Annotated in this window: 17 protein-coding genes; 7 read left to right on the forward strand and 10 right to left on the reverse strand. The window is 70.0% G+C overall.

The genetic code is table 11. From position 1 onward, the window contains the following. The first annotated feature begins 119 nt into the window (after nucleotides 1–119). Nucleotides 120–905 carry a transposase family protein gene (locus A4R43_RS16280; protein ID WP_113693099.1) on the forward strand — a complete coding sequence of 262 codons (786 nt, stop codon included), beginning with the start codon at nucleotides 120–122 and terminating at the stop codon, nucleotides 903–905. 44 nt (nucleotides 906–949) lie between these two features. Here the strand turns inward: A4R43_RS16280 and A4R43_RS16285 are convergent, their stop codons facing one another. From A4R43_RS16285 to A4R43_RS16295, 3 genes are read right to left on the reverse strand one after another with little or no spacing between them, the layout of a single operon-like run. After that, nucleotides 950–1,939 (reverse strand): TIGR03557 family F420-dependent LLM class oxidoreductase, encoded by a 990-nt coding sequence (locus tag A4R43_RS16285; RefSeq protein WP_113693100.1) that lies wholly within the window; start codon nucleotides 1,937–1,939, stop codon nucleotides 950–952. Between the two features lie 51 nt (nucleotides 1,940–1,990). Beyond that, the gene (locus A4R43_RS16290; protein WP_113693101.1) at nucleotides 1,991–2,821 is read right to left on the reverse strand and encodes an LLM class F420-dependent oxidoreductase; all 831 of its coding nucleotides are present in this window, start codon (nucleotides 2,819–2,821) and stop codon (nucleotides 1,991–1,993) included. Between the two features lie 41 nt (nucleotides 2,822–2,862). Further along, nucleotides 2,863–3,456: a DUF4383 domain-containing protein gene (locus A4R43_RS16295; RefSeq protein ID WP_113693102.1), complete on the reverse strand. Its 594-nt coding sequence runs from the start codon at nucleotides 3,454–3,456 to the stop codon at nucleotides 2,863–2,865. Nucleotides 3,457–3,532: 76 nt separating this feature from the next. Between A4R43_RS16295 and A4R43_RS16300 the strand changes: the two genes are divergently transcribed. Continuing rightward, nucleotides 3,533–3,979 carry a pyridoxamine 5'-phosphate oxidase family protein gene (locus A4R43_RS16300; RefSeq protein WP_113693103.1) on the forward strand — a complete coding sequence of 149 codons (447 nt, stop codon included), beginning with the start codon at nucleotides 3,533–3,535 and terminating at the stop codon, nucleotides 3,977–3,979. Here A4R43_RS16300 and A4R43_RS44445 read toward each other — a convergent pair. The 6 genes from A4R43_RS44445 to A4R43_RS16325 all read right to left on the reverse strand — a co-directional run bounded on the left by A4R43_RS44445 (nucleotide 3,963) and on the right by A4R43_RS16325 (nucleotide 12,950). Continuing rightward, the gene (locus A4R43_RS44445) at nucleotides 3,963–4,091 is read right to left on the reverse strand and encodes a hypothetical protein (protein ID WP_257791794.1); all 129 of its coding nucleotides are present in this window, start codon (nucleotides 4,089–4,091) and stop codon (nucleotides 3,963–3,965) included. The two genes, A4R43_RS16300 and A4R43_RS44445, sit on opposite strands and share 17 nt — an antisense overlap. A 3-nt stretch (nucleotides 4,092–4,094) precedes the next feature. Continuing rightward, nucleotides 4,095–7,334 (reverse strand): fused isobutyryl-CoA mutase/GTPase IcmF, encoded by a 3,240-nt coding sequence (gene icmF, locus A4R43_RS16305; RefSeq protein WP_113693104.1) that lies wholly within the window; start codon nucleotides 7,332–7,334, stop codon nucleotides 4,095–4,097. A 71-nt stretch (nucleotides 7,335–7,405) separates the two neighbouring features. Beyond that, on the reverse strand, nucleotides 7,406–8,029 hold the full coding sequence (locus A4R43_RS16310) for a GTP-binding protein (protein WP_162788493.1): 624 nt from the start codon (nucleotides 8,027–8,029) through the stop codon (nucleotides 7,406–7,408). Beyond that, nucleotides 8,010–8,669 carry a DUF742 domain-containing protein gene (locus A4R43_RS16315; RefSeq protein WP_113693106.1) on the reverse strand — a complete coding sequence of 220 codons (660 nt, stop codon included), beginning with the start codon at nucleotides 8,667–8,669 and terminating at the stop codon, nucleotides 8,010–8,012. The genes A4R43_RS16310 and A4R43_RS16315 overlap by 20 nt, the downstream gene beginning before the upstream one ends. A gap of 7 nt (nucleotides 8,670–8,676) precedes the next feature. Continuing rightward, nucleotides 8,677–9,126, reverse strand: a complete 450-nt coding sequence (locus tag A4R43_RS16320) for a roadblock/LC7 domain-containing protein (RefSeq protein ID WP_113693107.1) — start codon at nucleotides 9,124–9,126, stop codon at nucleotides 8,677–8,679. After that, nucleotides 9,123–12,950 carry a nitrate- and nitrite sensing domain-containing protein gene (locus tag A4R43_RS16325; protein ID WP_113693108.1) on the reverse strand — a complete coding sequence of 1,276 codons (3,828 nt, stop codon included), beginning with the start codon at nucleotides 12,948–12,950 and terminating at the stop codon, nucleotides 9,123–9,125. Before A4R43_RS16325 ends, A4R43_RS16320 begins: the two co-directional genes overlap by 4 nt. A gap of 997 nt (nucleotides 12,951–13,947) precedes the next feature. Here A4R43_RS16325 and A4R43_RS16330 point away from each other — a divergent pair. Genes A4R43_RS16330 through A4R43_RS16350 form a run of 5 tightly spaced genes read left to right on the forward strand, consistent with a single transcriptional unit; the run spans nucleotide 13,948 to nucleotide 18,307 of the window. Beyond that, entirely contained in the window at nucleotides 13,948–14,328 is a 381-nt protein-coding gene (locus A4R43_RS16330; protein WP_113697652.1) for a DUF485 domain-containing protein, read from the forward strand. Next, nucleotides 14,325–15,911, forward strand: coding sequence for a solute symporter family protein (locus A4R43_RS16335; RefSeq protein WP_113693109.1), 1,587 nt, complete (start codon nucleotides 14,325–14,327; stop codon nucleotides 15,909–15,911). Before A4R43_RS16330 ends, A4R43_RS16335 begins: the two co-directional genes overlap by 4 nt. 15 nt (nucleotides 15,912–15,926) lie before the next feature. Then, on the forward strand, nucleotides 15,927–17,072 hold the full coding sequence (locus A4R43_RS16340) for a type III PLP-dependent enzyme (protein WP_113693110.1): 1,146 nt from the start codon (nucleotides 15,927–15,929) through the stop codon (nucleotides 17,070–17,072). Beyond that, nucleotides 17,062–17,454, forward strand: coding sequence for an adenosylmethionine decarboxylase (speD, locus tag A4R43_RS16345; protein ID WP_113693111.1), 393 nt, complete (start codon nucleotides 17,062–17,064; stop codon nucleotides 17,452–17,454). Before A4R43_RS16340 ends, speD begins: the two co-directional genes overlap by 11 nt. A gap of 1 nt (nucleotide 17,455) precedes the next feature. Then, on the forward strand, nucleotides 17,456–18,307 hold the full coding sequence (locus tag A4R43_RS16350) for a spermidine synthase (RefSeq protein ID WP_113693112.1): 852 nt from the start codon (nucleotides 17,456–17,458) through the stop codon (nucleotides 18,305–18,307). On the opposite strand, the gene A4R43_RS16355 is transcribed toward A4R43_RS16350, so the two are convergent. After that, nucleotides 18,293–18,829: a TetR/AcrR family transcriptional regulator gene (locus A4R43_RS16355; RefSeq protein ID WP_113693113.1), complete on the reverse strand. Its 537-nt coding sequence runs from the start codon at nucleotides 18,827–18,829 to the stop codon at nucleotides 18,293–18,295. The genes A4R43_RS16350 and A4R43_RS16355 overlap by 15 nt on opposite strands. Nucleotides 18,830–18,905: the final 76 nt, after the last annotated feature.

Below are 18,905 nucleotides of genomic sequence, written 5' to 3' on the forward strand. Positions count from 1 at the left end.
CAATGAGCCTTTTCCAACCTGATGTGGGTTGGTGAGGGTGTGTCGCTGGGCTGGACATGGCGAAGCTCCTGGTAGATGCGTGTATCGACCAAGAAACATGCGCTACCAGGAGCTTCGTTGTGCTTTCTTACCCCTCGGTGATCCCGGTGTCCACCCAGACACTGCGCGAGCTGACTCGGATCATCCGTACCCACCGCCGCGCGATCGGCTCACGCTGGCGCAGGCTGTCCCCGCAGCGCCAAGCCCTGCTCACCCTGGCCCACCTGCGCAACGGCGACACCTACCACCGCCTCGCCGCCGGGTTCGGCATCGGAGTGGCCACCGTGTGCCGCTACCTGCACGAAACCATCACCCTGCTCGCCCACCAGGCTCCCACCCTGACCGACGCCCTCCGACGGCTGGCCCGCACCCGGCACAACTACACCATCATCGACGGCACCGTCGTCCGCATCGACCGTGTCGCCGCGAACAAGCCCTTCTTCTCGGGTAAACACCGCTACCACGGCATCAACTTCCAGGCCCTCACCGATCCTGATGGCCAGCTGCTGTGGCTCTCGCCCGGGCTGCCCGGCGCGATCAACGACACCGCCGCCGCCCGCCACCACCGCATCTGCGAGCAGGTCCGCCAGGCCGGGCTGCGGCTGCTGGCCGATGGCGGCTACGACCAGGTCGCCCCCGGGGTGATCACCCCGTACCGCAACCGCCGCAACCGCCACCAGCCCAAACGTGAACTAGGGCCCGCCTACAAAGCCGCCAACAACGCCCTGGCCAGGGTGCGCAGCCGCGGCGAACGCGGATTCGCCACCCTCAAAAACTGGCGCGTCCTCACCCGAGCCCGCTGCAGCACCCACCGCGTCACCACACTCGCCCACGCCATCCTCACCCTCGAACACCTCCCCAACTAACCAAGATGGAAAAGGCTCAATGAAAGCCACATTCATAGCGCGGCTCAGGCGTGCAGCTTGGGCAGGACCTCCCGGCCGAACACCTCGATCCACTCCTTCTGGTTCCGGCCCACGTTGTGCACGTAGATCCGGTTGAACCCGGCGTCGACGTACTTCTGCAGCGACGCGCGGTGCACGTCCGGATCGGACGAGATGACCATGCGGCCCTCGAAGTCCTCCGGGCGCACCAGCTTCGCCATCTGCTCGAAGTCGAACGGCGAGCGCACGTCGGCCTTCGGGAACTTCATGCCGCCGTTGGGCCACTGCTCCATCGCGTTGGCCAGCGCCTCCTCCTCGGTCGGCGCCCACGACAGGTGGACCTGCAGCAGCTTCGGCATCGCGTCCGGGTCCTTGCCCGCCTTCTTCGCGCCCTTGCCGAAGTTGTCCAGGATGCCGGCCAGCTTCTCCAGCGACGCGCCCGGCGTGATCAGGCCGTCGGCCAGCTCACCGGTCTTGCGCGAGGTGTACGGCCCGGCCGAGGCGATGTAGATCGGCGGCGGCGCCTCCGGCAGCGTCCACAGCCTGGTGGTGTGCAGCTTGAAGAACTCGCCGCTGTGCTTGACGTCCTGCCCGCTGAACAGCTTCCGGATGATCTCCAGCGCCTCGAACATCCGGCGCACCCGCTCCGGCGCCTCCGGCCAGTACCCGGCGATGATGTGCTCGTTGAGCGACTCGCCGGAGCCGATGCCCAGCCAGGTCCGCCCGGGATAGGTGGCCTCCAGCGTGGCCGCGGCCTGCGCCACCACCGCCGGGTGCAGCCGGAACGACGGGCAGGTCACGCCCGGCCCGAGGTCACCGGTGGTGTTCTCGGCGAGCGAGGCCAGCACGCTCCACACGAACGACGCCTCGCCCTGCGCGGGCACCCACGGCTGGAAATGGTCGGCGGCCATCTGGCCGGAGAACCCGTGCTGCTCGGCCAGTGCGGCCAGCTCGATGGACTCCCGCGGCGAAAACTGCTCCAGTGCCGCGGCCATGCCGATCTGAACTTCACTCACGAACGCTTACCCCTTCTCACCCGTGGTTCTCGCTTCGCCAACCTACTCCGGTTACTTGAACTCGCCCGCGAACGTGGCGAACTCGTCCAGCTTGCGCAGCGTCTCGGACTCCGGCAGCGTCGGCAGCAGCAGCGACAGCCGGTCGACCCCGGCTTCGGCCAGCGCGGCCACCCCGGCCCGTTCGGCAGGCGCGCCGAAGATGGTGGTCGGCACGTTCTCCCGGCCCTGCTCGGCCAGCCACGACTTCACCCGCCGGATCTCCTCCGGCGGCGTGCCCGGACGCGGCAACCAGGCGTCACCGTACTTCGCCAGCCGCTGCAGCGCGCGCTCGCTCTCACCGCCGATGTAGATCGGCGGGTGGGGTCGCTGCACCGGTTTCGGCCACGAGAACACCGGGTCGAAGTCGACGAACTTGCCGTGGAACTCGGCCTGCTCCTCGGTCCACAGCAGTTTCAGCGCCTGCAGCTGCTCGTCCAGCAGCGCGCCGCGGGTGCGCGGGTCGGTGCCGTGGTTGCGCATCTCCTCGCGGTTCCAGCCCGCCCCGACACCGAACAGCACGCGGCCGCCGGAGATCAGGTCGAGGCTGGCCACCTCCTTGGCCGTGTGGAACACATCGCGCTGGATGAGCAGCGCGACCCCGGTGCCGAGCAGCAGGTTCGAGGTGGTGCTCGCGATGGCGGCGAGCGTGACGAACGGGTCGAGCGTGCGGTAGTAGATCCGCGGCAGGTCACCGCCCGGCGGGTACGGCGACTCGCGGCTGGCCGGGATGTGCGAGTGCTCGGCGAGGAAGAGCGAGTCGAAACCCCGCTCTTCCAGCGCCTTGCCGAGCACGCCGGGGCGGATGCCCTCGTCGGTCACGAACGTGGAGATACCGAAGTCCATGTTCGTGGCGAACCGCGGCCGCCCCGGCGGTTATTCCCGGTTCAGCGGGTCCTCAGGTCCCAGCGGCGGTGCTTCGGGGTGCGCAGCGGCCCGGTGGCGGGCTCGTCGCGGGCCGTCTCGTCGGTGACCGGTTCGGTGGTGCCGGTGGTCTCCGCCGGCGTGTCGGCGGGCTCGGCCGCGTGCACCACCTTCCGGGCCGGCAGCAGCGCCATCACCAGGCCGAGCAGGGCCAGCCCGCCGTGCAGCCAGTTGTCGGCGGCGTTGATGTGCAGCGGGTCGCCCAGGCCGGACAGCGGGTTGCTGGCGATCACGCCGGTGATCATCAGGCCCCAGACGAAGACCGCGCCGTAGCCGATCAGCAGCAGCCAGCCGTAGGTCCTTGCCAGCCCGGACGAGGTGGCCATCAGCACGCCGAGCAGGCCGCTGAGCACGTGCACCACGTTGTGGAACGGGTTGATCGCGAACCCGAGCAGGGTCCCGTGCGAGTGACCGGCGAAGTCGCCGAAGCCGGTCCGCACCAGGCCGACGATGCCGAACACCAGGAAGGCCAGGCCGACCAGCCCGGCCAGCAGCTGGACCGGCTGGAGACCGGCGCGGCGGGGACGCAGGGTTTTCGCGGTGGTCTCGCGAGCCATGACTTTCTCCCCTCACGGAGTGTCGTGGCGCAGGATTACCCCCGGTTTTCGGCGGGCAAACCAGTACGGTGGGGCCATGCCCGCCGACCTGGAGCTGCTCCGGCGCCTCGCGCTGGACGAACACGGCCTCGCCGTCATTTCCACCGTTCGCGCGAACGGCACGGTTCACTCGTCCGTGGTGAACGCGGGCCTGATCGACGATCCGGTGAGCGACGTGCCGTCGGTCGGCTTTGTCGCGCGTGGTGACGCGCTGAAGCTGCGCCTGCTGCGCACCGCCGGGCACGCCACGATCGTGTTCCGCCGCGGCTGGAACTGGGCCGGCGTTCAGGGCGCGGTGCGGATCATCGGCCCCGACGACCCCGATCCCGATTTCGACCAGGACAAGCTGCCGTCGCTGCTGCGCGACGTGTTCCGAGCGGCCACCGGCACGCACGACGACTGGGCCGAGTACGACCGCGTGATGGCCGCGGAACGCCGTGCCGCGGTGTTCATCGCGGCCGACAGGGTCACCGGAAACAGCTGAACCGGGCGTCCACCAGGTCCGCGACCTGCTCGGCGTCGCACGTGCCGTCCACTTCGATCACCTCGACGAGCACCTCTCGGGCAGGCCGTTCCGAACGGGTCTGTGCCGTCACTGATCACACGTTGCGCCGGTACTGGCCCCCGACCTCGAAGAAGGCTTCGGTGATCTGGCCGAGCGAGCACACCCGCGCCGCGTCCATCAGCACGCCGAACAGGTTCTCGCCACCCCGGGTCGCGGCCTCACGCAGGTTCCGCAGCGCCAGCTCGGCCTCGGTCGCGTGCCGCTGCTGGAAGTCCGCGAGACGACGCAGCTGCGACTGCTTCTCGTCCTCGGTGGCGCGCGCCAGCTCGACTTCGACCTCGTCCTCTTCGGGATGCGGGTTGCGGAAGGTGTTCACGCCGATGATCGGCAGCGAACCGTCGTGCTTGAGCCGCTCGTACAGGATCGACTCGTCCTGGATGCGGCCGCGCTGGTAGCCGGTCTCCATCGCGCCGAGCACACCGCCGCGCTCGGAGATCCGGTCGAACTCGGCCAGCACCGCCTCCTCGACCAGGTCGGTCAGCTCGTCGATGATGAACGCGCCCTGCAGCGGGTTCTCGTTCTTCGACAGGCCCCACTCCTTGTTGATGATCATCTGGATGGCCATCGCGCGGCGCACCGAGCTCTCCGACGGCGTGGTGATCGCCTCGTCGAAAGCGTTGGTGTGCAAGGAGTTCGCGTTGTCGTAGAGCGCGCACAGCGCCTGCAGCGTGGTGCGGATGTCGTTGAAGCTCATCTCCTGCGCGTGCAGTGACCGGCCCGAGGTCTGCACGTGGTACTTGAGCTTCTGCGAGCGCTCGTTGGCGCCGTAGCGGTCGCGCATGGCCACCGCCCAGATCCTCCGCGCCACCCGGCCGAGCACCGAGTACTCCGCGTCCATGCCGTTGGAGAAGAAGAACGACAGGTTCGGCGCGAAGTCGTCGATGTCCATGCCGCGCGCCAGGTACGACTCGACGTAGGTGAAGCCGTTGGCCAGGGTGAAGGCCAGCTGCGAGATCGGGTTCGCCCCGGCCTCGGCGATGTGGTAGCCCGAAATGGACACCGAGTAGAAGTTCCGCACCCCGTGCTCGATGAACCACTCCTGGATGTCGGCCATCATGCGCAGGCTGAACTCGGTGGAGAAGATGCAGGTGTTCTGGCCCTGGTCCTCCTTGAGGATGTCGGCCTGCACGGTGCCGCGGACGTTGCGCAGCGCCCACTCCCGCAGTTCGGCGGCCTCCGCCTCGGTCGGCTCGCGGCCGTGCTCGGCCTTGAACGCCTCGACGCGCTGGTCGATCGCGGTGTTCAGGAAGAACGCCAGGATGGTCGGCGCGGGGCCGTTGATGGTCATCGACACCGAGGTGTTCGGCGCGGTCAGGTCGAACCCGTCGTAGAGGGCCCGCATGTCCTCCAGCGTCGCGATCGACACACCCGAGGTGCCAACCTTGCCGTAGATGTCGGGACGGGTGTCGGGGTCGTGCCCGTACAGGGTGACCGAGTCGAACGCGGTGGACAGCCGCTTGGCCTCGGAATCCGCGGACAGGTACTTGAACCGGCGGTTGGTGCGGAAGGCGTCGCCCTCGCCGGCGAACATCCGGGCCGGGTCCTCGCCCTCCCGCTTGAACGGGAAAACGCCCGCGGTGTAGGGGAAGTAGCCGGGCAGGTGCTCGCGGCGCAGGAAGGACAGCAGCTCGCCGGTCTCGGTGTAGCGCGGCAGCGCCACGCGCGGGATCTTGCTGCCGGACAGGGTTTCGCGCCAGAGCTGCGTGTGCAGCTCCTTGTCGCGGATCTTCACCACCAGCTCTTCGGCGCGGTAGGACTCGGCCAGCTCGGCCCAGTGCTCCAGCAGGCGGCGGACGTCGGCGTCGACCGCGTCGGCGGCCTGCTCGGCCAGCTTCTCGATGGCGGCCACGTCGTCGCCCGCCTCGGCGAGCGCGGTGCGCGCGGCCTCCAGGTGCTCGCGACGGCGTACCGCGGCGACCTGGTCGATCGTGCGCTGGTGGTAACCGCGCACGGTGTCGGCGATGTCGGAGAGGTAGCGGACCCGCGAGGACGGGATGATCGTGCTGGCGTCGGTGGACACCTTGCCCTCGACCGCGGGCAGCACGCCCGGCGAGACCGACAGCCCCTTCTCGGCCAGCGCGTCCCGCAGGTACTGGTACAGCGCGGTGACCCCGTCGTCGTTGAACTTGGCGGCCGACGTGCCGAACACCGGCATGTCCTCCGGCGAGGACCCGAAGGCCTCCCGGTTGCGCACCAGCTGGCGGGCCACGTCGCGGCGCGCGTCCTCGGCACCGCGGCGCTCGAACTTGTTGATCGCCACCGCGTCGGCGAAGTCGAGCATGTCGATCTTCTCCAGCTGGGACGCGGCGCCGAACTCCGGCGTCATCACGTACAGCGCGTGGTCCACGTGGTCGACGATGCCCGCGTCGCCCTGGCCGATGCCCGGCGTCTCCACGATCACCAGGTCGTACCCGGCGGCCTTGCAGGCCAGCACCGACTCGTCCAGCCCGGCCGGGATCTCACCGCTGGTGGTGCGGGTGGCCAGCGAGCGGAAGAACACCGGCGAGCCGTCCAGGCAGTTCATCCGGATCCGGTCGCCGAGCAGCGCGCCACCGCCGCGCCGCCGCGACGGGTCCACCGCGAGCACCGCGATCCGCAGCTTGTCCTCCTGGTCGAGCCGGAACCGCCGGACCAGCTCGTCGGTCAGCGAGGACTTGCCGGAACCACCCGTTCCGGTGATGCCGAGCACCGGCACCTGACGGCTCGCGGCCGCCTCGGTGATCGCGGTCAGGTGGTCCTCGGGCAGCGTGCCCAGCTGCAGCCGGGTGATCGTGCGGGCCAGCGCGGGCACGTCGCCGGAGAGCAGCTTGTCCACCGAGCCGGCGCCGGCCTCGGACAGGTCCGTGTCGCACTCGCGGATCATCAGGTTGATCATGCCCGGCAGGCCCAGCCGCTGGCCGTCCTCCGGCGAAAAGATCCTGGCCACGCCACGCGAGTGCAGCAGGTCGATCTCTTCGCGCACGATGACGCCGCCACCGCCGCCGTAGACCCGGATGTGCCCGGCGCCGCGCTCGTTGAGCAGCTCCACCAGGTAGCTGAAGTACTCGACGTGCCCGCCCTGGTACGCGCTGATGGCCACGCCCTGCACGTCCTCGGAGATGGCCGCGGTGACCACCTCGTCGACCGAGCGGTTGTGGCCGAGGTGCACCACCTCGGCGCCCTGCGACTGCAGGATCCGGCGCATGATGTTGATCGAGGCGTCGTGGCCGTCGAACAGGCTGGACGCGGTCACGAACCGGACGGGGTGCGCGGGCTGGTGCAGCTCGGTGCTCATCCCTCCAAAATACTTGGACTTCCTACTATTTTGAAGGCCGCCACCATCGTGTGAGGAGTTTCACCAGTCTTCTAGCGGACCCCGGCCGCCACGCCGCCGCCGCGGCGGGCCAGCCACTGCCGCATGGCGTACTCGACCATGGTGATCAGGGTCTGCTTGGTGGACTCGCGGTCCCGCGCGTCGCACTTGACGATCGGCACGCTCGGATCGATCGAAAGCGCCTCGCGCACGTCCTCGACGTCGTGCCGCAGCTCGCCGTCGAAGCAGTTCAGCCCGATGATGTAGGGCAGGCCGCGGTCCTCGAAGAAGTCCACCGGCGCGAACGAGTCGGCCAGGCGGCGCGTGTCGGCCAGCACCACCGCCCCGATCGCGCCGCGGACGAGGTCGTCCCACATGAACCAGAAGCGCTGCTGCCCCGGCGTGCCGAACAGGTACAGGATCAGGTCCGAGTCCAGCGAGACGCGGCCGAAGTCCATCGCCACCGTGGTGGTGGCCTTGTTCGGCGTCGCCCGCAGGTCGTCGACGCCGCTGCTGGCCTCGGTCATCATCGCTTCGGTGGTGAGCGGCACGATCTCCGACACCGACCCGACGAAGGTCGTCTTGCCGGCGGCGAACCCGCCGGCCACGACGATCTTCGCCGAGGTCATGGTGCCTGGCGCGCTCTCCCGCGGAGCCTTAAAGCCGACGGAGTCCACTCAAAACCCTTTCCATCAACAACAGGTGTGCCTCGTCGTTCTCGCTGCCGGAGGCGGTCTTGTGCACGATGACCAGGCCGGCGTCCGCGGCATCACTGATCAGGACCCTGGCCACCCCCAGCGGCACCCGCAACGCCGAGGCGATCTCCGCGACGGAACGGGGGGTCCGGCATTCTTCCACGATCGAGCTCTGCTCGATCTGTTCGGGCACGAAGGAGGCGAGTTCCTCGGCGTTCGTGGAGATCAGCGTCTCCAGTTCGAGCACGTGGTTGGCCTTCGTGCGCCCGCCGGTCAGCGCGTACGGGCGGACGATGGCGGTCTCTTCGGCCGCCGGTGGCGGTTCCGGCACGGGCGGTGGCTGGTAGGCGGGGTGGCCGTGGGGCTGCACGCGCGGCTGCTGCCCGGTGTCGAAGAGCGGGTTGGGCGGGGCGAGGATCTCGGCGACCGGCGCCGGCGGGGGCGTCATCGCGTGCCCCCGCGTTTCAGCCGGTGGTGCGTCAAGTGACTGAGCATGAGCATGACCGTCCTTGTCCTTCTTGCGCTTACGACGTCCACGACCGGAATCCAGGGTGAACCCGTTCAGGACGTCGGCGAAGGTGCCGTCGTCCCGCTCACGCCCGTGGTCCGGTCCCGTGCTCATCAGGCCATCATCCCACCGGCTGGCCGATCAGCGAACCGCCGGCGCCCTGCAACTGCGCGCGGAGTTCCGGGGTGAGGATCTGGCCGACCCGGTCGACCAGCATGGTCATCTCGTAGGCGACCTGGCCGATGTCGCAGTTCGGGGCGGCGAGCACGGCCAGGCACGAACCGTCGCTGATGGACATCAGCACCATGATGCCGAGTTCCATCTCCACCACGGTTTCGTTGACCGCACCGGCTTCGAAGCAGCGAGCCGCGCCCTGCGTCAGGCTGACCAGGCCGGAGGCGACGGCGGCGAGCTGGTCGGCCCGGTCCAGCGGCAGCCGGTTGGACGCGGTCAGCAGCAGTCCGTCGGCCGAGACCACCACGGCGTGCGCGACGCCGGGGACCCGCTCGGCGAAGTCGTTGACCAGCCAGCCGAACTGGTTCTGGGGCTGGGCCGAACTAGGGGAAGTCATTCACCCTCCACTTTCTCTGTTTTCCCGTCCGCGGCGGCCTGAGCGTTGTGGTGCCGCCCGCGGCGGACGCCCTGCTGGAAACTGCTCAACCGGCCGCGCACATCATGCGGGTCACGGCCCGGCCGCGGTGCGGCGGCCGGGGTAGCGGGTGCGGCGCTGCCCGGTAGCAGGTGCTCACCACGCCGACGGCGGGGCAGGCCCGCCGCGGTGAAACTGGACGGCTCGATGCCGGACACCGCCTCGGCGACCGCCTGCGCGGCCTGCCAGCCCTCGTCGGAGCCGAAGCCCTTCGGAGCGGGCTTCGCTTCCGCTTGGGCCTCCGCGTTGGCGGCCTGGGCCGCTGAACCTTCGGCGGCCTGCGTCTTGGCGGTGGCCTGCGTCTTGGCGGCGGCCCGGGTCTCCACGGTGGCCTGCGTCTTGGCTGCCGCCCGGGTCTCCACGGTGGCCGGAGTCTCGGCGGTCGCCGAAGCTTCGGCGGCTGGGCTCTTCGCTGCGACCCCGTTTTCGGTAGCAGCCCGAGACCCGGCGGCCGCCCGGGCTCCGGTGGCGGTGCGGGTCTCGGCAGTGGCCGGGGTTTCTGCCTCGGTTTCGGCCTTGGTGGCGCCGCTGGCCTTGCCCGCGGTCTTCGTGCCGGTCTTGGTCTTGGCAGCGGTGCCGGTCTTGGCAGCGGTGCCGGTTCCTGCCTTGGTCCCGGCCTTGGCGGCGGGCTCGCTTCCGGTCTTGGCCGCGGTTTCGGTCCCGGCCTCGGTTTCCGTGCTGGTGCCGGGCTTGGCGGTGGCCTTCGTGGCCTTGGTGGCCCCGCCGGTGGCGGCCTTGGTTCCGTTGGTGCCGCGCTTCGCGGGCGGGGTACCAGGCTTGGCCTTCGCCGCGGGTTGGGTGCCGGAGGTGGTGGGCGGGGTGGTGCCGGTCTGGGGTTCCGGGGCGGGGGCCGGGCCGAGTGGGACCTGCGCGATGGCGGGCACCTCGGCACCGTCCGCGGGCACCCGGCCGGTTTCCTGCCGTCCGCGGTTGACGCCCTGCTGGAAGCTGCTCAACCGGCCACGCACGTTCGCCGGGTCGCGGACCGGGAGGTCGGTGCCCTTGGCGACCGGCGCCGGGGTGGACGCGGCCGCGCTGCCGGGCAGCAGCTTCTCCCCGCGCCGACGCCGGGGCAGCCCGGCCGCGGTGAAGCTCGACGGCTCCGATTTGGACACCGCCTCCACCGTCCGCCAGCTCTCGTCGGACGGGAAGTCCCACTCCGGCTTGGGCGATTCGGCCGCTTCAGTGTCCTTTTCGGACGTCTCAACAGCGGGCTTGGCCGTCGAGGCCGCTGCGGCTGCCTCGGGCTGGTCGGCCGCCGCCTCTTCCGGCTCGCTCTTGCGGAACCAGGCCGACAGCATCGCGTCGAAGATCGGCGTGTTCTCCGGCTGGTCCGGCTCCGGCGCGGGCTCCGCCGTGGTCGCCGCCGCCCACCAGTCGCTGAGCACCCCGCGTGGCGCGCTGGTGTCCTGATTGGACACGAACAGCGCCTTGCCGCTGGGCAGCGTGGCCTCGCTGTCGCTCTCGGCGGGCTTCGGCTTCGAGGTCAGCGGCGCCGCCTCCGGCTCCGGCTTCGGCTCGTCCACCGTCACCGGGATCTCTTCGGTCGGCGTGACCGGGCTGAACAACGCGGTACCGGAGACCTCCGCCGCGGTCGGCGACGGCACCTCCTCCCCGCTCAGCCGCCGCTCCAGCGCGCTGCCCTCGGACGGCGACGGCACCGGCGAAGAAGCGGGCAGCAGCCCGGGACGGCTTGTGCCGTTGGCCTTCCGGCGCGGCAGCGCCCCGGCGGGCTGACGGCCCGGCGGCGTGGACTGCGGCTCCAGCCGCGGCCGGGTGCCGGTGCCGGGGATCGCGTCCATCACCAGGTCGGCGGGCACGGTCACGGTGGCGCGCACGCCGACGATGTCCCGGCCGCCGTGCAGCACCACGCCGATGCCGTGCCTGCTGGCCAGGCGGCCGACCACGAACAACCCCATCCGGCGCGAGGTCGCCAGGTCCACCGAACCGGCTTCGGTCAGCCGCGTGTTGGCCTCGGCGACCTCCGCCTCGTTCATCCCGATGCCCTTGTCCAGGATGTCCACCGAGAGCACGCGGTCCTCCGAAAGCCGCGTCGCCACGGTCACCTGGGTTTCCGGCGCGGAGAACGCGGTGGCGTTGTCGAGCAGCTCGGCGATCAGGCGCATCAGGTCGCTCGCCGCGTACCCGACCACCCTCGCCGGTGGCGGCGGCTGCACCACCACGCGCTGGTACTGCTCGATCTCCGAGACCGCCGCGCGCAGCATGTCCGTTGTGGACACCGGCTGCCCGGACCGGCGGGCCGGTTCGGCGCCGGAGAGCACCATCAGGTTCTCGTTGTTGCGGCGCATCCGGGTGGCCAGGTGGTCCAGCTGGAACAGCGTGGCCAGCTGGTCCGCGTCCTCCTCGTCGCGCTCCAGCCGCTCGATCAGCTGGAGCTGCCGCTGCACCAGGCTCTGGCTGCGGCGCGAAAGGTTGACGAACACGCTGCTGTAGCCGGTCCGCATCGCGGCCTGCTCCACGGCGAGGCGCAGCGCCTGGCTGTGCACCGCGTCGAACGCGCGCGCCACCTCGCCGACCTCGTCCTTCGACGACACCGGAACGGGTTGCACGTCGGTGCTCTGCGGACGGCCCTCCTGGATGTTCTCCACCGCCCCGGGCAGCTGCTTCTCCGCGATGTCCAGCGCGCTGGCCCGCAGCACCCGCAGCGAGCGCAGCAGCTGCCGGGTGATCAGGAAGACCACCGCGGCGGCGAGCACCAGCGCGGCGAACAGCAGCACGGTGAGCACACCGGCGCCGGTGCTGGCCTGGTCGGCCAGGTTCGCCGACACCGTGCCGAGCTGGTCGCCGATCCGGCCGCTGACCTCGGAAAGCCGGGTGCCGACCGCGGTCGAGCTGTCCGTCCACTGCTGTGCCGAGGTCTCCCGCAGCGCCTCCTCCGGCGAGCGGCCCTGCTCGCCGAGCGCGGTGCGGACCAGCGTGTCGCGGGTTTCGAAGCTGGGCCCGGCGACCGTGGTGTCGAAGTCCTGGCGCTGCGACTGCGAGGCCGCGGCGCGGAAGTCGGCGAGCCGGTCGGCGAGGCGCACCTCGGTGGTGCGCAACTGGTTCAGCTCGGCCGGTGAGAGCGTGCCGCGGGCGATGCCGTAGCTCACCAGCGCCTGCGCCAGCGACACCTCTTCCTTGGCCACCAGCAGATCGTGCAGCGCGGTCGGCGTGCCGCCGATGGCTTCGTCGCTGATGCCCGCGGTGAGCGCGGTGTCCAGTTTGAGCAGTCCGGTCACCACCGCGGTGTATTCGGTGATCGCCTCGGCGGGTTCGAGCCCGCCCGCGTCGACCTGCTGGCGGATCTGGCTCAACCGGGAGAGCTGGTCGTCGGCTTCCCTGGCGGGGCTGACCACGCCGCTGTCGAGCGAGGTGGCCCGCTCGATCGCGGAGTCCAGCCCGGGCAGCGCGCCGTCGGTGCGCAGGCGCAGTTCGGCCAGCTCCGGCGAATCACGGACGGTGGTCTGCACCAGCAGCTCGGCCGTGCGCACCCGCTCGGCCTGCAGGTGCGCCAGCGTGGTGCGGAGCTCACCGCCGAGCGCGACCAGCCGGTCCATCCGCTGGTAGCTGCTCGAGCGCTCCACCTGGCTGCCGATGGTCAGCACGCCGAGCACGATCGCGATGAGGATCGGCACCAGCGTCACCGCGGCCAGCTTGACCGGCAGGTTCCAGTCGCGCCAGCGCGTCAGCGAGCGCCATCTGGACGGCCTCCGGGGCGGCCGTCCGAGCAGCTTTCCAACAGGCACTTGGCCTTCTCCTGCACCAGTCACGAAAGTGACTCCCTGTTCGCCATCGTCGAGCACGTCGATCCACACCCGGCGCGCGGCCACCGGCTTCGCTCAGCTGCTGCTGCCGCTCGTGCATCGCCCCGGGCGGATGCACGGCACAACGCAACATGCCATCTGCACGTGCACGGGGACAACAGCAGCACCCAATCGATCACAAAAGTCAGCGTGGTGCCGGAATCGTACACCAATAGTGTGATTGTTCGAACGGCTCAGCAAACACCTACTGACCTGCAAAAATGGTGTCTGGGGCGGAGCGGGCGCCGGGTTGTCCGTACCCGGACGGGCGGCGGGCCGAATTCCGGTTACAGAGTTCACCCCTTTCCTCGAACGCCGTGTCACCCACATAGCCCAGCACCCACGATCGGCGTTGGCAAACTCATACCTACCGTGCCACTTGGACCGGACTTGAGCTGCAATTTATCCCCGATGATGTGGTGTTGATCCTGGTTCAACGGAAGCCGGAATCTTCTTTCCATCCACTGTCGTAAATGGAGAATCATTACCGGCGGCGGACCGGAGGCGGTGCGGTGGCACCGGGATCCGAGGGTCCTCGTGGTCCCACACAACCACGGTCACCTGTGGTGATCCGGCCGGGTGACACTTATCCGGAACGGGCCCTCTGATGTCGCACAGGCTAGCCTAAGAATAGAACTGAGCGTCACCGCAGCCTTCACTAATTCGAGTGACAAGGTGCATTTATTCGCGCTTTAACCAGGGCATTCCAGCCCGGGTGAAGATCGTTTTTCGGACTCTCACGATTCAGCAGTGGTCGCTTTCCGGACACCGAAAGGCCGTAGTTACGATGACCGCCGCCCAAGCTCGCGGAGGAGGAACGATGCCGGAGCTCACCAACGAGCCCCCTGCCCGGAGGGCCGTGAACGGCGGGACCGCGGGGAACGCGGTGCCCGCCAGGAACGCTGTGCCTGCCCTGAACGCCGGTGCCGCCCGGAACGCCATGGAGGACACCGGGCAGCTCCCGATCATGTTCGGCGGCCCCGGCCCGTCGGTGCTCCGGCACGACCCCGCCGAGCAGGCTGGCCCGGACTACGAGGCGATCCAGCGGAGCCCGGAGTTCGTCAGCCTGCGCTCGCGGCTGCGGCGGTTCATCTTCCCGATGAGCCTGCTGTTCTTCGCCTGGTACCTGGCGTTCGTGCTGCTCGCGGCGTACGCGCACGAGTTCATGAGCACCCGCGTCTTCGGCTCGGTGAACGTGGCGATGGTGCTCGGCCTCGCCCAGTTCGCCTCCACCGTGCTGGTCACCGCCGCCTACCTGCGCTTCGCCAACCGGCGCGTCGACCCGCAGGTGGCCGCCATCCGCCGGAGCGTCGGCCGGTGACCGCCATCGCCGCCGCGGCCCCGGACAGCGACCCGGTGGTCAACATCGTGGTGTTCGCGCTGTTCGTCGCCATCACCCTGTTCGTGGTCTACCGGGTCAGCAGCCGCAGCTCGTCCACTTCGGACTACTACGCCGCGGGCAGCGCGTTCACCGGTCGTCAGAACGGGATCGCACTTTCGGGTGATTTCCTGTCCGCGGCCTCGTTCCTCGGTATCGCCGGCGCGATCGCCATCCACGGGTACGACGGTTTTCTCTACTCGATCGGGTTCCTCGTCGCGTGGCTGGTCGACCTGCTGCTGATCGCCGAGCTGCTGCGCAACACCGGCCGGTTCACCATGGGCGACGTGCTCAGCTTCCGGATGCGCCAGCGCCCGGTGCGGGCCGCCGCGGCCACCTCGACGCTGGTGATCTCGCTGTTCTACATGCTCGCGCAGATGGCGGGCGCCGGCGGCCTGATCGCGCTCCTGCTGGACATCGACAGCGGCTTCGGCCAGGCGCTGGTGATCGGCGTGGTCGGTGTGGTGATGGTGCTCTACGTGCTGGTCGGCGGCATGAAGGGCACCACGTGGGTGCAGATCATCAAGGCCGCCATGCTGATCCTGACCGTGGCCCTGATGACTGTTTTCCTGTTCGGCAAGTTCGGCTTCAGCTTCTCGAACCTGCTCTCCTCGGCCGCCGACAACAGCCCGATGGGCGACCGCCTGCTCGAACCCGGCGGGCTCTACGGCGCCACCGACACCAGCAAGCTCGACTTCGTCTCGCTGTCGATCGCGCTGATCCTCGGCGCCGCCGCGCTGCCGCACGTGCTGATGCGCTTCTACACCGTGCCGAACTCGAAGGAGGCCCGCCGGTCGGTGGTCTGGGCGACCGCCTGCATGCTGGTCTTCTACCTCTGCACGCTGGTGCTCGGCTTCGGCGCGGCGGCGCTGGTCGGCTCCGACGAGATCCTCGGCGCGCCCGGCCGCGAGAACTCCGCGGCCCCGCTGCTGGCCCTGCACATCGGTGGCACGCTGCTGCTCGGCGTGGTGGCCGCGGTGGCGTTCGCCACCATCCTGGCCGTGGTCGCCGGGCTGACCATCACCGCGTCGGCCTCGTTCGCGCACGACGTCTACGCGAACATCTTCAAGGACGGCAAGGCAGAGCCGCGGCAGGAAGTGCGGGTGGCGCGGCTCACCGCGGTGGTGATCGGCGCGCTCGCCATCGCCGGCGGCATCCTGGCCAGCGGGCAGAACGTGGCCTTCCTGGTCGCGCTCGCCTTCGCGGTGGCGGCCTCGGCGAACCTGTCCACGCTGCTGTACTCGCTGTTCTGGAAGCGGTTCAACACCACCGGCACGCTGTGGGGCATCTACGGCGGGCTGACCGCCTGCCTGGTGCTGGTGCTGTTCTCGCCGGTGGTCTCCGGCGCGCCGGACTCGCTGTTCCCGCAGGCGGACTTCAGCTGGTTCCCGCTGAAGAACCCGGGCCTGGTGTCCATCCCGTTCTCCTTCCTCTGCGGGATCGTCGGCACCCTGCTCGGCGAGAAGCCCGACCCGCGCAAGCAGGCCGAGATGGAGGTCCGCTCGATCACCGGCATCAGCGGCTGACCTACCCTCGATCGGGTGAGCGCTGATCGAATCCTGGACTTCCTGGAGCGGGCGGACCCGCCGACGCCGTGCCTGGTGCTCGACGTCGACGTGGTCCGCGACCGCTACCGCGAGCTGTCCGCGCTGTTCGACAAGGTCTCGCTGTACTACGCGGTCAAGGCGAACCCCGAGCCCGCGGTGGTGCGCGCGCTCGTTGCCGCCGGGTCGCGGTTCGACGTGGCGAGCCCGGCGGAGATCGAACTGTGCCTGGCGTGCGGGGCGCGGCCCGAGTCCCTGTCCTACGGCAACACGATCAAGAAGCCCGCGGACATCGCGGTCGCGTACGCGGCGGGCGTCCGCGACTTCGTCTTCGACGCCGAAGAGGACCTGGAGAACCTGGCCCGCCACGCGCCCGGATCCTCGGTGTCGGTGCGGATCCTGGTGGACGGGCCCGATTCGGTCACCCCGTTCGGCCGGAAGTTCGGCTGCGAGCCGGAGCTGGCGCTGATCCTGCTGAAGCGGGCCGCCGCGCTCGGGCTCGACGCGGCCGGGGTGGCCTTCCACGTCGGCTCGCAGCAACTGGACCCGCGGGCCTGGGACGCCGGGATCGCGGCGGCGGCGAAGATCGCCGCCGAGGTACCCGTGCGCAGGCTCAACCTCGGCGGCGGCCTCGGCATCACCTACCGCGAGCACGCCCCGGCGCCCGCCGACTACGCGGACGCCATCTTCGGCTCGCTGCGGCGGCACTTCCCGGACGGCGTACCGGAGCTGCTGATGGAACCGGGCCGCGCGCTGGTGGCCCCCGCCGGGCTGATCCGCACCGAAGTGGTGCTGGTCGCCCGCAAGTCCACTGTGGACGAGACGCGCTGGGTCTATCTCGACGTCGGCCGGTACAACGGCCTCGCCGAGACGGAGAACGAGGCCATCGCCTACCGGCTGGTGCCGGTCGGCGAGCAGTCGGCCGGCACCGGGCCGGTGATCGTCGCCGGGCCGACCTGCGACGGCGACGACGTGCTCTACCAGCGCACCCCGTACCGGCTGCCGCTGTCCCTGCGTGGTGGTGACCGGCTGGACATCCTCGACGCCGGTGCGTACACCGCGAGCTACTCCTCGGTGGCCTTCAACGGGATCCCGCCGCTGCGCACGTATTGTCTGGGCACGGGGGTGGAAGATGACGGCTGAGGTCGGGTTGTTCGCGGGCAGGCACGTGCTGGCCGAGCTGCACGAGGTCGATCCGGCGCTGCTGGACGACGAGGGGTTCCTGCGGTCCGCGCTGCGCGAAGTGATGGAGTCGGCCGGGGCGACCGTGGTCGGCGTGCAGGCGCACCGGTTCGAACCGCAGGGCGTGACCGTGCTGGCCATGCTCGCCGAGTCCCACGCCTCCGTGCACACCTATCCGGAACTGGGCGCGATGTTCGTCGACGTGTTCACCTGCGGGGAACGCGCCGACCCGGAACTGGCCGTGCGCCTGCTCGCCGAAGCGCTCGGCACGCGCTCGGTGATCTCGTCCACAGTCGACCGCGGGCACCGCGTGGTGCTGCCGCACAACCCGATCGGGAGCTGAGTTGCCGAGCATCGTCGAACCGGTCGGTGCCGGGCTGACCAGGGTGTGGGAGCTGGACGAGGTGCTGGCCGACACCCGGACCGCCTACCAGCACCTGGTGATCGCGCGCACCGCCCAGGGCGTCTCGCTGTTCTGCGACGACGAACGGCAGAGCACCGAGGCCAGCCAGCTCGTCTACCACGAGGCGCTGATGGTGCCACCGCTGCTGCTCGCCGACGGCCGGTCGCGGGTGCTGGTGATCGGCTCCAGCGAGGGCGTGGCGACGCAGATCGCGGTGGCCGCCGGGGCCTTCGTGGACCACGTCGACATCGACACCGAGGCGGTGCGGACCTGCGCCGGACTGCTGCCGTACGGCTACTCCCCCGCCGAACTCGCCGAAGCCGAGCGCGGCACGGACACCGCACGGGTGTGGTACCGGGACGGCTGGTCGTTCCTCGCCGAGACCGAGCACCGCTACGACGTGGTGGTGATCGACCTGCCGGACGAGAACACCGACCCGTCGGCGCAGCACAACCGCCTGTACGGCAAGGACTTCCTGCGCCGGTGCGCGGGCGTGCTGGCGCCGGGCGGGGTGGTCTGCTGCCAGGCCGGCTGCCCGACGCTGTGGCGCAACGAGACCCTGCTCGCGCTGTACCAACGGTTCACCGAGGTGTTCGCCACCACCGTCTACTTCGGATCGGACGAGCACGAGTGGGCGTTCCTGTCCGGGCGCGCCGACACGCTGCCGGACCCGGTGGCGACGATGACCGCCCGGCTGGCCACGCTGCCCTACCGTCCGTCCTCAGTGGACGCCGAAACGCTGCGCGGCGGCACCGTGCCGCCGTACTCGCTGCGGCACTCAGGCCGGGCGTAGACCGCCGACCACGATGTCCAGCAGGCGCCCGGCCTCCTCGGGCGTGGCCTGCTCGGTGGCCACACAAAGGCCGTGGCCGAGGCGCAGCAGGTCCACGTTGGTGACGTCGGACCGGACGTGCTCTCCCGCCGCGGCGAGCACCTCGGCGGCGACCTCGTGCAGCACGGCGTGCGCCCAGGCGAACACCTCGCGGTCCCGGTCCAGGGACGCCTTGAGCGCGACGGTGAGCCCCTTCTTGCGGGTGAAGAACCGGACCTGCTCCTGGAACCAGAGCGGCATGATCTTCTCGGGCGCGGCCTCGGCGGCGAGTTCGCGGCCGTAGTCGGCCAGCGCCTCGATCTCCCCGCGGTAGACCGCTTCGACCAGCGCGTCGCGCTGCGGGAAGTGCCGGTACAGCGTGCCCGCGCCGACCTCGGCCCGCTTGACCACCTCGTCGAGCGGCACGTCGGTGCCCTTCTCGGCGAACAGCTCCCGCGCGACGGCGACGATCCGCTCGTAGTTGCGGCGGGCGTCGGCACGCATCGCGACCTCCTCGTCAGGCTAAGCGGATAGATTCTCCGGTTAGGCTTGCGGAAGCGGAGAGTCTCTCCCTATGCTA

Source organism: Amycolatopsis albispora (assembly GCF_003312875.1).
Taxonomy (GTDB): Bacteria; Actinomycetota; Actinomycetes; order Mycobacteriales; family Pseudonocardiaceae; genus Amycolatopsis; species Amycolatopsis albispora.

Excerpts from the sequence above, each read along its gene's own strand:
- speD (WP_113693111.1), top strand. The coding sequence starts at position 17,062 with ATGACGGCTGAGGTCGGGTTGTTCGCGGGCAGGCACGTGCTGGCCGAG.
- A4R43_RS16290 (WP_113693101.1), bottom strand. The coding sequence starts at position 2,821 with ATGGACTTCGGTATCTCCACGTTCGTGACCGACGAGGGCATCCGCCCC.
- icmF (WP_113693104.1), bottom strand. The coding sequence starts at position 7,334 with ATGAGCACCGAGCTGCACCAGCCCGCGCACCCCGTCCGGTTCGTGACC.
- A4R43_RS16355 (WP_113693113.1), bottom strand. The coding sequence starts at position 18,829 with ATGCGTGCCGACGCCCGCCGCAACTACGAGCGGATCGTCGCCGTCGCG.
- A4R43_RS16315 (WP_113693106.1), bottom strand. The coding sequence starts at position 8,669 with ATGAGCACGGGACCGGACCACGGGCGTGAGCGGGACGACGGCACCTTC.
- A4R43_RS16295 (WP_113693102.1), bottom strand. The coding sequence starts at position 3,456 with ATGGCTCGCGAGACCACCGCGAAAACCCTGCGTCCCCGCCGCGCCGGT.
- A4R43_RS16330 (WP_113697652.1), top strand. The coding sequence starts at position 13,948 with ATGGAGGACACCGGGCAGCTCCCGATCATGTTCGGCGGCCCCGGCCCG.
- A4R43_RS16300 (WP_113693103.1), top strand. The coding sequence starts at position 3,533 with ATGCCCGCCGACCTGGAGCTGCTCCGGCGCCTCGCGCTGGACGAACAC.
- A4R43_RS16320 (WP_113693107.1), bottom strand. The coding sequence starts at position 9,126 with ATGACTTCCCCTAGTTCGGCCCAGCCCCAGAACCAGTTCGGCTGGCTG.